Origin of the sequence: Parapedobacter lycopersici, assembly GCF_040395035.1 — a bacterium.
In the GTDB taxonomy this organism is placed as follows: domain Bacteria; phylum Bacteroidota; class Bacteroidia; order Sphingobacteriales; family Sphingobacteriaceae; genus Parapedobacter; species Parapedobacter lycopersici_A.
This window is the reverse complement of the sequence record NZ_JBEBRB010000077.1, coordinates 1-11,241: the sequence shown is the minus strand read 5'-3', so window position 1 is coordinate 11,241 and position 11,241 is coordinate 1. Positions and strand designations below refer to the sequence as shown.

The following is an 11,241-nucleotide window of genomic DNA, read 5'->3' as shown; positions in this document are numbered from 1 at the left end:
GTAACTATTTATTATATAACCAGTAACTATTTATTATATAATGAGTTGGTAACTGGCGCGCCATAGGACATATTTGTTGCTGTAGACAAACTATCGGGCTTTTATTTTGTTATCACATCATAATTAACCAATAACTTTTCATTATGAGAAATTCACGACGCAACTTTCTGCAGCAATTAGCCGTTTCGGCTGCAGCGATGCCATTTTTAACATTTGAACAGCAGGCTTACACCCCGGTTCCGCATAATAGGCAGGGTCGTGTGCTTCGCGTGGCGCTTATGGGGCTCGGGGGGTATGCGACCCGGGTAGCCGAAGCCATGCAATCGTGTAAGCGGGCTAAGATAACCGGGTTGATCAGCGGCACGCCTGCAAAAATTAAGGAATGGCAGGCTAAGTATAACATTCCGGAAAAGAACTGTTACAATTATGAGACGTTCGATCAGGTAAAAGATAACCCAGATATTGATGCGGTTTATGTAATTACACCTAATGGCCTTCATCACGATCAGGTGATCCGGATAGCCCGGGCAGGGAAACATGTGATCTGTGAAAAACCGATGGCAATTAATGCCCGGGAGGGCCAGGAGATGGTGGATGCCTGCCGTGAGGCGGGTGTGAAATTACTGGTGGGCTACCGGATGCATTTTGAACCCAATACGCTTGAAGTTATCCGGATGCGAAGTGCCGGGGAATTTGGAAAGATTATGTTTTTCCAGGGGCTGAGCGGGTTTAAAATAGGAGACCCTACCCAGTGGCGATTGGATAAAACATTAGCCGGGGGAGGTGCTATGATGGATATTGGCATCTATTCGATCAACGGCTCTCGTTATATGGTCGGTGAAGATCCAATCTGGGTGACCGCTCAGGAAACGAAGACTGACGAGGTAAAATTCAAAGCAGGAGTTGATGAAACAATCCAGTTTCAGCTGGGATTCCCTGGAGGTGCTGTGGCCTCCTGCCTTTCCACCTATAACATGAATTACCTGGACCGGTTTTTCATGACCGGTGAAAAAGGTTTTGTTGAAATGCAGCCTTCCACCGGATATGGGCCCATAAAAGGTCGTACCCATCAAGGTGCACTCGCACAACCACATGTCATGCATCAAACCCTGCAAATGGACGGTATGGCGGAGATTATCCTCGATGATAGCCAACCCGTTGTGCCTGTCGATGGTTTGGAAGGGTTGAAAGACCTCAAAATTATTGATGCCATTTATGCGGCATGTGCTACGGGACAGCGGCAGAAACTCAGCCTGTGAGTGGGTAAACTGTTAGGCTACGTTCCAGCGTCCGGACTTCTTCAGGTAGCGGATCGTTATGTAATAAATGGCCAGCAGGAGCAGTATAATACCCAGCGAAGCATTCCATTGCTCACGCTCCCAGCCCCAGTAAGGGGTATAATAAAAAATCAGGATCAATGCGATGCCTGCTAACCAGATCACCTGCGTATTGTATTCTTTGACGAGCCATCTTTTCCAGCTGAAATGCATGCCGGTAATTGTCCGTAAGAGTCCGGCCGGATTAATCAGCCAGCGATTCACTTTGCGTGTGTATGCCTCAAACTGGTCTCCGAATTTTTGCCTGAGGTAGTTTTCTTCGGCCAATACAATAGCCTGGTAGATAAAAAGAAATAATGGAATAAAGATAGTCAGGTATAGGAGAGAGTTTATCAGGATACCAACACCGAGTAACATGAGTACGTTGCCCACATACAGCGGATTGCGGCAGTGCGCAAAGATGCCGTTGGTTACCAAACCCTCTGCATATACCTTTTTATTTTTTCCACCCCGAACAATATAGGCAAGTGATATGGTCAGGCCGCGGATGAGTTGCCCAACGACAGTTATAACCAGGCCGCCTATCAATGGGTACCAGTAAAAACCGGGGCCCCAGACCGCCGCGCTAAATACCGGTGGCGATGGGATAAAAAGCGACAGGTAAAGAAAAATAAACAGAAAATTCCGGTATTTAAAGAAGAAATTGCCAATAAGTATCATAGCTTTAGCTCTTTATGGCAATGAATCCGGAAAAATTATACCATTTGAAAAATACCTCAGTATGAGGGAACCCCGCCTCACGTAGCATTTTGATGTTTTCGCTAAGTTTATAGGGAATAAGCACATTTTCCAGGGCTTCCCGCTTTTGGGAAATTTCAAGTTCACTGTATTGATTCCGACGTTTGTAATCGTAATAGTATTTGATGAAATTGCGGTTGAAAAGACTGTCCTCTGCCAGGATTTTTTCAGACATAATGAGCACACCGCCGGGAATAAGGCCCTCGTAAATTTTCCGGAGCAGTTTCTCGCGGTATATCGGTCTTACGAATTGCATGGTAAGGCATAAGATAACCACTGAGGCGTGTTCAATTTCAAAATCCTGATGTAAATCAACATTTTTTAATTCGTAAGACCTGGAAAGTTTAGCCTCTTGAAGCTTCTCCGAACATTTCGTCAACATATCCTTTGAATCGTCAATACCGATGAATTTTACCCGTTGATCCACCAAGGGATCGAGGTTCAGAAACGTAGTGCCCGTCGAGCAGCCTAGGTCGTAAATATTGGTGTCGGGAACAGCAAACTCACTTGCTTGCTCAATAATCATGCGCTGAATCTCGGTGTAGAACGGTACCGAACGTTCTACCATATCATCAAAAGCACTGGCCACTACCGGACCGAATTTAAAATCAGAAGGCTTCTTGATCACCTTTTGAAAAACGTTGTCTTTCGATTTTCCCATCGCGTAGGTCGAATAGCTGAATTGAATAGTGCGATAGTAGCGGTGAAATCTGGAAAAAAATGGGAATGTAATTTAATCAAAAAAGTGAACAGCCGCCTTAAACGTATTGCAATGAGCATCCACAATATCACGAACCTGAGGCGAGTAGCCGCCTCCCATACTTACCTGTAGCGGAACATTCGCCTGCAGGCATTTGTTAAAAACGAGTTCATCGCGACGACGACATCCCGCACGGCTTAAGTTTAACCTGCCAAGCTTATCCGTTGAGAGCACATCTACTCCCGACTGATAAAATACAAAGTCTGGTTTTACTTTTTCGAAAATCACGTCCAGCTGCTGTTCGAGGGTCTCGAGATATTCCCTGTCGCTTGTTCCGTCAGCCAGGCTGATGTCCAGATCGGAGTGCTCTTTGTGAAAGGGAAAGTTGTTCCGGCCGTGCATGGAAAAGGTAAATACCCGAGGTTCCCCATTGAAAATTTCCGCTGTGCCATTACCCTGATGTACATCCAGATCAATAATAAGCACCTGTTTGCTGGCTCCCCGGTGAAGCAGGTCACACGCGGCAATTGCTTGGTCATTTAATAAGCAAAATCCTTCGCCCCAGTCGGAGCCGGCATGGTGCGTACCACCCGCAACATTAAAAGCAACGCCATCCTCCATGGCGAACCGGCAACCTGTTATTGTCCCTTGGACGATGCGCAGTTCACGTGCTATCAACTGCTCGGATAATGGAAAGCCGATCCGCCGGATCATCGCCGATGGGAGGGTTAGGTGGAGTAGCTGGCTACAGTATTCACGTACATGTGCGAGACTAATGGTTTCCAGGTCAGCCGGTTCGGGAGTAAAAAAAGCGGTATCAGGTACAACAGCCTCATAACGCAATTGAGCAGCGATAAGTTCATATTTGACCATCGGGAAGCGATGCCCGTTGGGTAGCGGATGTACGTAACTGGAGTGGTATGCAATTTTAAACAAAACAGGCCGTTTTAACCGTTGCGAAGATAGCAAACCGGGAAATAATCCTTACCTTTGTGCCAATGGAATTTAAGCATGATGAGAAAGAAGATTACAGTTTCTGGACAAAGTATAAGCACTTTGCCAAAAACGAGTTATTGCTGTATATCATTATGATTGTGGGGATTTTATTAGGTATCATCATCTTTAGCTAACCACGGTATTACGAATTATTTAATAGACCATCCCTAAACGCATCCCGCGAAAAATTAATAGCATGAATCTGAATTTGAAACGCCCCCTGGCTTTTTTTGACCTGGAAACAACGGGTGTGAATGTATCCGCCGACCGGATTGTGGAAATTTCTATCTTAAAGGTGCTTCCGGACGGCAGTGAGGAAGTAAAAACACTTAAGCTTAATCCGGAGATGCCGATTCCGTTGGAGTCGTCGCTGTTCCATGGTATTTACGATAACGATGTAGTGGACGCCCCCACGTTTAAAGACGTGGCTGTTGAAATTGCTGAGTTTATCGGTGATGCTGACTTGGCAGGATATAATTCAAACAAATTTGATATTCCGATGCTGATGGAGGAATTTATACGGGCCGATGTGGATTTCACGTTAGACGGCCGCCATTTTGTCGATGTGCAGAATATCTTTCACCAGATGGAGCAGCGGACACTTAAAGCGGCGTACCGGTTTTATTGCGATAGCAGCTTGGATAATGCACACAGTGCCGAGGCAGATGTGAGGGCAACGTATGAGGTGCTTAAATCACAGTTGGACCGGTATCGGGATGTTGAGTGGGAAGATAAATCAGGTAAAAAATCAGTACCGGTTGTCAATGATGTACAAGCCCTGCATCAGTTCACGAACCTGAACAGGCCGGTGGATTTTGCCGGACGGATGGTGTTCAATGAAAACGGAGAGGAGATCTTTAGTTTCGGTAAACACAAAGGGCGTTTGGTAGAGGAGATTTTTGCAATTGAACCCAGCTATTATTCGTGGATGAAACAGGGTGATTTTCCACTCTATACCAAAAAATGCCTGGATCGGGTGTGGGCACGGTTCAAAGCAAAGCAAAAAGAACAGCGTACCGCAGTACCCAAGGCGGCATCTGCTACCAGGCCGCAGCCTTCCACCGGCCCGAACCGGCCCGAAAGTAACCGTAATAACCCCCAGCCTAAACGGAAATCGGGACCAATTACGGATGATATGCTTAAAAATCTTCAGGAAAAATTCAAAAAATGAAGCCGGTCAGGCGTTGTAGGTGACGGAGTGGGACTCCAATACTTACGGCATCCTGACAAAAGGTTATTGAATGGCATGCATTAACACTGTATTTTTGCATTAAAAAAAAATCCAAATGTCGCAAGAGATTGAACACGTAAAATGTCTGATTATCGGTTCCGGACCGGCTGGTTACACCGCTGCCATTTATGCTGCGCGGGCTGATCTTAAACCGGTGATGTATACAGGTATCGTACCCGGCGGACAGCTGACACAGACGACTGATGTAGAAAATTTTCCCGGTTATCCCGATGGCATATTGGGTCCGCAGATGATGGAGGATTTCAAGAAACAGGCAGAGCGTTTCGGTACACAGGTGCGCTTCGGCTACATTACATCTGTTGATTTTTCAGGTGATGTACATCGGGTTGTTGTAGATGGTGAAAAGACGATAACGGCTGAAACGGTCATTATTGCCACTGGTGCTACGGCAAAATGGCTCGGATTGGATAGCGAACAGAAATATAACGGTTTTGGCGTTTCGGCCTGTGCAGTATGCGACGGTTTTTTCTTCCGTGGACAGGACGTCGCTATCGTTGGGGCGGGGGATACCGCCGCAGAAGAGGCTTCTTACCTGGCTAAACTAGCCAATAAAGTGCATATGCTCGTGCGCCGCGATGAATTCCGGGCTTCGAAAGCAATGCAACACCGCGTGCTTAGTACACCCAACATTGAAATTCACTATAACACAGAAGCCCGTGAAATTCTGGGCGATGGGCAGAACGTGACTGCAGTGGCGGTGTCAAACAATCAGACGGGTGAGGAAAAACAACTCCCGATAACCGGCTTTTTTGTGGCAATTGGCCATAAACCCAATACGGAACTGTTTGAGGGTATCCTGGATATGGATGGAAATGGTTATCTTATTACTAAACCAGACAGCACACAAACGAACATTGCCGGCGTATTTGCATGTGGCGACGTACAGGACCATGTTTACAGGCAGGCCGTAACGGCCGCAGGTACAGGGTGCATGGCCGCCCTGGAGGCAGAACGATACCTTGCCGCCAAAGCGCATGTGATGATTTAGGTCGTATCGCTTTTTTAGTATACAGCCGATCCGTTTTCAAGCCATCGGGCCCAGTTTTTGTCGTAACCATGGATTTCAGTGGTCTGGATATCTTCGTTATTGTACACTGGATTTCGCCTGTTTACCCATTCATACAATCCGCCAAAGAGATTGAACACATGCTGGTACCCTGCTTTTTTTAGCTTTTCACCAATACGTTCGCTTCGGTTTCCTATTGCGCAATAAACGATAATTGTATCTGTTTTCGGAATGTCGTATACGGTCCGCATGTCGAACCAGATGTATCCCACATGTCTGGAATGCCGGATATGGCTTACTTCAAATTCATCCGCTTCCCGGGCGTCCAGCACTACTGCACCACCCTTCATTGCTTCTTTGAGCTCACGCACGGTGATGGTGGGTACGCTGTGCCGATAGATGCTGTTCAGCCGAGCCGCGTATTCGGGATTACGCGTAGGCCCCTGTTCCTGCCAGCCCGCCAACGCCAGCCAAAAGATGCTTATAATTCCCAGCATTAACTTATCGTTGAAAGGTGTTGGATATGTGTTCCCATATCGAAAACAGGAACATTTTTCACGATACCGGCCACAATACTTGTTCCAATGGCTGAACGATAACCTCCAGCGCAATGCACCACGATCGGTTTATCGGTCGGAATTTCCCCAACACGTTCCCGCAGTTCGTACAGCGGGATTTGGATGGACCCTGAAAAACCACCTCTTCCGTGACCGGCGCTTTCCCCGGGATTCCGGATATCCACGATGGTGTAATCCCCGGGGGCACGCTGAAACGTGTCTGGGTCGAAATCTGCTGACACAACTGGGCCGCCATAGCTGATCATGGCACTACGGATTTTGCTTTCATAACCTATCTTTGCCGATTTTTCCAATAATATTGCCAGCGCTTCCGGGTCGCCTGCGCACAGGTAGAACGACTCTTCCGGTGCCACGACCGAGCCAAGCCAGGTTTCAAACTTGGTGCCGTCCGGAATATTAATTGCCCCGGGAGCGTGTCCGGCTTTAAACTGTGCCTGAGGCCTGCCATCGATCACGAGACCTTTTACGGTGAACGGAATATCATCAACAATGCGTACGGCGTCAATACTTGCCTGAAATGCTGGAGCTCCCTTTTCATTCAGCGCCACATCATACGCAAAATACCGAGGTACGAAAGGTTGCTCCTTTAGAATCAGGGCAACAAACTCAGCTTCCGTCATCGGCTGTAGCGCGTAATTTTCGCGGAATTCCCGGCCGATGGTACTTTGCAGTTCGCTTCCCATATTTTTGCCGCAGAGCGATCCTGGCCCATGAGCCGGGTATACGATAACACCGGGTGGCAATTTAGCGAGCTGCTCATGAAGAGAATAATACAGCGCCTTGGCAAATTCCACAGCCTTTTGGGGATTTTTGCCGGCGTCTTCACGGAGGTCCGGCCGTCCCACGTCACCAACAAATAGCGTGTCGCCGGTAAATACCGCATTCGGCTTGCCGGATTCATCCAGTAATAAAACACACAGGCTGTCGGGTGAATGTCCGGGTGTATCAATTGCGCGGAACGATACCGAACCACATGGGATGAGAACACCCGCGTCAAATGACCGGTTTGGATAGGCAGCACGTAACAGGCCACTGATATAAATAGGCGCCCCTGTTAGCTCATGCAATTCCAGGTGTGAACTTACGAAATCAGCGTGTGGATGTGTTTCTATGATCGCAATGATCTGCGCGTCATGTTCCCTTGCAAAATCCAGATAGGGTTGCGGGTTGCGTGCAGGATCAATCAGCACGACCTGTTGCTTACTTATAATCGCATAGGACGCGTGCGCTAATCCCTCATCGTAAAATTGGTGTATCTGCATACCTTCTGCTTCTGCAACAAAGATAGAAAAATGTTTTGTGCGAAAATCAGACCGGCGTCGGAAGCATCCATGTAAAATTTGTATTTTAACACCGTATGGCATTTACAAAGCAAATTTTAGGCGTTTTGATCTGTTGCATGATTACGGACCTGGCGATTAGCCAAACCGGGGTCAATGTGTTTTCCGGTCGCGTGACCCGTGGAAAAATCACCCATCCGGAAATGCATGAAGTTTCAGGTATTGTGGAGTCAACGGCATTTCCCGGCCATTTCTGGGTGCATAATGACAGTGGTGATGGCGCAAGGATTTTTCTTATCGACAGTATGGGGGTACATAAGTCCACGTTTTATCTCCAAGGGATACAGGCATATGACTGGGAAGACATCGCATGGATGAACCGTGATGGCCGTTCTTATCTGCTGATAGGAGATATCGGCGATAACTACGGTCGCCGGAATCATGTAACGGTTCACTTATTGGAAGAGCCTTTGGCGGTTAACAAATCCGGCGTGGATACAATTGCCAACACCGCAATCCGGTCGTTTGTATTAACCTATAAGGACGGCCCGCGCGATGCAGAGTCGTTATTTTACGATCCGGTAGATGAGGCATTATACGTCATCAGTAAACGCGAATTGGCAGTTGGGGTATATCGAACTTTACTTCCAGACACGCCCCCGGATACGCTAACGCTGACCAGCGTGTGTACGCTGCCGTATACTTTTTTTACCGGGGCCGATATCCAACGGGATGGAAGCGAATTCATCGCCAAAAATCTGCTTAATGTATTTTACTGGCGGCGGAACGCAGGGGAATCGATATGTACCATGTTGGCCCGGCCTGCGACAAAGCTAGCTTACGTTCCCGAACCCCAGGGCGAAGCAATTACCTTTGATCGTCAACGCAACGGGTATTTTACCCTCAGTGAAAAAGCGCTTGGTATGGAGGCCGTGTTGTACTTTTATCCGCGAACCATATCCACGGGCGGAACATCAGGGAAAGAATAGCGGATCCGGATGCTGTTTAGCATTTCTATCGGCAGATCAGTTTTGAAGAAGGTATCTGCTGCGGTCGGACTTGTTTTGTTGATGTTGATTTATAGGTGTTTATGACTATTTGGTAAAAAATAATGACTTTTTTGAATAAATTATTTGACAATGTCATGTTATTATCCATACATTTATGGCGCAAACCAACTAATTATAAACTTAAAAAGGTCCGAACCACTGCTGGCTCGGACCTTTTTTTATAAGTCACATTTCCGCGGTCAGCGGTTGCGGTAATTGCACTTGGACGATCAATCATTCCGGGACTTATTAAGCTCCTGTTGCTGCTTTAGCTGCTCCACATTATTTTTGTCTGCGAAGTTGTCTGTTTGCTGTGCAAACGATTCCAGTATTTCATTAACGGCGTCCAGGTTATCGGCTGTGCGCTGATAAATGTCAGGCAATACCTTTTCAAGCCGGTTATCACTCAATTCGATGTTATCCACTTCAATTTTTCCTATCTTCTCCAATAATGCCTGTTGACTGCGTTTCAAATCCTCCAATTCGCGGACAATTTTTTCCATCAACTCAAATTTTTTCAATTTATCCATGGTTTTATCCTTTATTAAAAGAAACAATGCAATGGACAAAATGTTCGGATAGGGGAGTAATTAGTTGATGGATTTAGATTGTCCCGGATTACCGACATCCGTTGAATTAAAGTAACTTTGATATAGAAAGGAACCGGCTAATTGATTTTTGCACATGAACTTCGACATTCAACCCTTATTGGAAAACGAAAGGATAATTCTTTATCCATTGCAAGAAGCGGATTTTGAATCGCTTTATGCTGTAGCGGCAGACCCTCAGATATGGGAACAGCATCCCAATAACGACCGCTGGAAACAGGAAGTGTTCAGGTTGTTCTTTGCCGGCGCAATGCAAAGCAAAGGCGCATTCAAACTGGTGGATAAAGTCACAGGAAAAGTCATTGGGAGCACTCGTTTTTATAATTATAACCAACAGGAAAACAGTATTTTAATAGGGTATACATTTTATGCTACATCATATTGGTGTAAAGGGATCAACCGCTTGGTAAAAGGCACGATGCTGGACTATATTTTCCAATTTGTATCCAAGGTGCATTTTCATGTCGGGGCAGCTAATATCCGTTCCCAGATAGCCGTCAGTCGCATTGGAGCAGAAAAGATCGGAGAGTTGGAACTGATTTCTGCTACAGGAGTGCCACAAACGAATTTTGTGTATCAGATCAGCAAGGAAGCGTGGGTTGCTTCGCCCGCTTAAAGTTGAAGCTGGCAAATAATTGATACGTTATATCCAATACACACCCAATGCTGTTAGATTAACCATAGCCATATTTTAGAAGAATTGGTAACTGAAAAACCCCTATAAACTTCCGTTTTCTCTATCTATAAAACTTTCCAGCTCCTTGCTCATTTCTTCCAATAATTGTTGTTCGGTTGGCAGATAAAGTTGGTACTGACTTGCAAAGATTTGTTTTTGGTTTTCGGGTAATGTGAAGCGTACAACAGCATCGTTTTTATTGGCACAAAGTAAAATCCCGATTGTAGGGTTTTCGTGTGGCAGCTTTTCAATGCGGTCGTAGTAGTTCACATACATTTGGAGCTGCCCGATGTCCTGGTGTATCAGCTTGGTTGTTTTGATTTCTATAATCACAAAGCATTGCAACAACCGGTTGTAAAACACCAAGTCCGCAAAAAACTCATCACCTTCAATATGTATTCTTTTTTGCCTTGCTACAAACGAAAAACCATTGCCCAACTCTAACAAAAAATCCTGCAAATGCGTTATAATGGCATTTTCTAAATCTCTTTCATAATAAGATGCTTCCCGCTTCAGCTCCAAAAACTCCAAGAACATGGGGTCTTTGATGATTTCTTTGGCTTCGGATGGTTGCTTCTCTTTTTTCGCAACGGCCAATACACTATCCTTGTCGTTGCTCAGCAAAAGCCGCTCGTACAAATTGCTGTACACCTGTCGTTCCAGCTGCCGTGAAGTCCAATTGTTTTTAATGGTTTCGGCGATATAGAAGGCTCTTTTATTCTGACTGTCAACACTCAATAACAACTTATACTGTGTCCAGCTCAATTGTGCATGCAGTGCGTGCACAATTGGAAATGTCCTGTAAAATTGACGATACAGGTTAATTTGCCTTACAGAAAAGCCGCTTCCAAATTCGGGTTGCAGTTGTTCTGAAAGGTATTTGATAAGGAAAGTCCCATAATCCGCACGGTCTTTTCCCTCTTGTTCTTCTTCAAAGATACGTTTACCGATATGCCAATACATCAACGTTCGCTGATGGTCTACCGCACGAATAGCATTGTGCCTTGATTGGGCAATGATG

At 46.0% G+C, this 11,241-nt stretch carries 12 protein-coding genes; 5 read left to right on the top strand and 7 right to left on the bottom strand.

Going from position 1 to position 11,241, the window contains the following annotated elements:
- Positions 1-143 precede the first annotated feature (143 nt).
- Entirely contained in the window at positions 144-1,259 is a 1,116-nt protein-coding gene (locus tag ABWO75_RS12000; protein WP_353185855.1) for a Gfo/Idh/MocA family protein, read from the top strand.
- A gap of 12 nt (positions 1,260-1,271) precedes the next feature.
- On the opposite strand, the gene ABWO75_RS11995 is transcribed toward ABWO75_RS12000, so the two are convergent.
- The 3 genes from ABWO75_RS11995 to ABWO75_RS11985 all read right to left on the bottom strand — a co-directional run bounded on the left by ABWO75_RS11995 (position 1,272) and on the right by ABWO75_RS11985 (position 3,711).
- A complete protein-coding gene (locus ABWO75_RS11995) occupies positions 1,272-1,997 on the bottom strand; it encodes a methyltransferase family protein (protein ID WP_353185853.1) in 726 nt (241 codons plus the stop codon).
- Between the two features lie 4 nt (positions 1,998-2,001).
- Positions 2,002-2,736 (bottom strand): carboxy-S-adenosyl-L-methionine synthase CmoA, encoded by a 735-nt coding sequence (gene cmoA, locus ABWO75_RS11990; protein ID WP_353185851.1) that lies wholly within the window; start codon positions 2,734-2,736, stop codon positions 2,002-2,004.
- A 72-nt stretch (positions 2,737-2,808) separates the two neighbouring features.
- Positions 2,809-3,711: a histone deacetylase family protein gene (locus tag ABWO75_RS11985; RefSeq protein WP_353185849.1), complete on the bottom strand. Its 903-nt coding sequence runs from the start codon at positions 3,709-3,711 to the stop codon at positions 2,809-2,811.
- A gap of 256 nt (positions 3,712-3,967) precedes the next feature.
- On the opposite strand from ABWO75_RS11985, the gene ABWO75_RS11980 reads away from it, so the two are divergent.
- Positions 3,968-4,942, top strand: a complete 975-nt coding sequence (locus tag ABWO75_RS11980) for an exonuclease domain-containing protein (RefSeq protein WP_353185847.1) — start codon at positions 3,968-3,970, stop codon at positions 4,940-4,942.
- Positions 4,943-5,057: 115 nt separating this feature from the next.
- Complete coding sequence (gene trxB, locus ABWO75_RS11975; RefSeq protein WP_353185845.1) at positions 5,058-6,011, top strand: thioredoxin-disulfide reductase; 954 nt, start codon at positions 5,058-5,060, stop codon at positions 6,009-6,011.
- Between the two features lie 14 nt (positions 6,012-6,025).
- Here trxB and ABWO75_RS11970 read toward each other — a convergent pair whose 3' ends face one another.
- Positions 6,026-6,526: a rhodanese-like domain-containing protein gene (locus tag ABWO75_RS11970; RefSeq protein ID WP_353185843.1), complete on the bottom strand. Its 501-nt coding sequence runs from the start codon at positions 6,524-6,526 to the stop codon at positions 6,026-6,028.
- Complete coding sequence (locus ABWO75_RS11965; protein ID WP_353185841.1) at positions 6,526-7,869, bottom strand: MBL fold metallo-hydrolase; 1,344 nt, start codon at positions 7,867-7,869, stop codon at positions 6,526-6,528. Before ABWO75_RS11965 ends, ABWO75_RS11970 begins: the two co-directional genes overlap by 1 nt.
- Positions 7,870-7,964: 95 nt before the next feature.
- Between ABWO75_RS11965 and ABWO75_RS11960 the strand changes: the two genes are divergently transcribed.
- Positions 7,965-8,876, top strand: coding sequence for a hypothetical protein (locus tag ABWO75_RS11960; protein ID WP_353185839.1), 912 nt, complete (start codon positions 7,965-7,967; stop codon positions 8,874-8,876).
- Positions 8,877-9,166: 290 nt separating this feature from the next.
- On the opposite strand, the gene ABWO75_RS11955 is transcribed toward ABWO75_RS11960, so the two are convergent.
- Positions 9,167-9,466, bottom strand: a complete 300-nt coding sequence (locus ABWO75_RS11955) for a hypothetical protein (RefSeq protein ID WP_257656690.1) — start codon at positions 9,464-9,466, stop codon at positions 9,167-9,169.
- 154 nt (positions 9,467-9,620) lie between these two features.
- On the opposite strand from ABWO75_RS11955, the gene ABWO75_RS11950 reads away from it, so the two are divergent.
- Positions 9,621-10,160 carry a GNAT family N-acetyltransferase gene (locus tag ABWO75_RS11950; protein WP_353185837.1) on the top strand — a complete coding sequence of 180 codons (540 nt, stop codon included), beginning with the start codon at positions 9,621-9,623 and terminating at the stop codon, positions 10,158-10,160.
- 102 nt (positions 10,161-10,262) lie between these two features.
- Here the strand turns inward: ABWO75_RS11950 and ABWO75_RS11945 are convergent, their stop codons facing one another.
- Positions 10,263-11,240, bottom strand: coding sequence for a PDDEXK nuclease domain-containing protein (locus ABWO75_RS11945; RefSeq protein ID WP_353185835.1), 978 nt, complete (start codon positions 11,238-11,240; stop codon positions 10,263-10,265).
- Position 11,241 lies beyond the last annotated feature (1 nt).

What these genes read in the sequence shown, in the direction of transcription:
- ABWO75_RS11995 (WP_353185853.1), bottom strand. Translation starts at nt 1,997, where the DNA reads ATGATACTTATTGGCAATTTCTTCTTTAAATACCGGAATTTTCTGTTT.
- cmoA (WP_353185851.1), bottom strand. Translation starts at nt 2,736, where the DNA reads ATGGGAAAATCGAAAGACAACGTTTTTCAAAAGGTGATCAAGAAGCCT.
- trxB (WP_353185845.1), top strand. Translation starts at nt 5,058, where the DNA reads ATGTCGCAAGAGATTGAACACGTAAAATGTCTGATTATCGGTTCCGGA.
- ABWO75_RS11980 (WP_353185847.1), top strand. Translation starts at nt 3,968, where the DNA reads ATGAATCTGAATTTGAAACGCCCCCTGGCTTTTTTTGACCTGGAAACA.
- ABWO75_RS11955 (WP_257656690.1), bottom strand. Translation starts at nt 9,466, where the DNA reads ATGGATAAATTGAAAAAATTTGAGTTGATGGAAAAAATTGTCCGCGAA.
- ABWO75_RS12000 (WP_353185855.1), top strand. Translation starts at nt 144, where the DNA reads ATGAGAAATTCACGACGCAACTTTCTGCAGCAATTAGCCGTTTCGGCT.
- ABWO75_RS11960 (WP_353185839.1), top strand. Translation starts at nt 7,965, where the DNA reads ATGGCATTTACAAAGCAAATTTTAGGCGTTTTGATCTGTTGCATGATT.
- ABWO75_RS11965 (WP_353185841.1), bottom strand. Translation starts at nt 7,869, where the DNA reads ATGCAGATACACCAATTTTACGATGAGGGATTAGCGCACGCGTCCTAT.
- ABWO75_RS11970 (WP_353185843.1), bottom strand. Translation starts at nt 6,526, where the DNA reads ATGCTGGGAATTATAAGCATCTTTTGGCTGGCGTTGGCGGGCTGGCAG.
- ABWO75_RS11950 (WP_353185837.1), top strand. Translation starts at nt 9,621, where the DNA reads ATGAACTTCGACATTCAACCCTTATTGGAAAACGAAAGGATAATTCTT.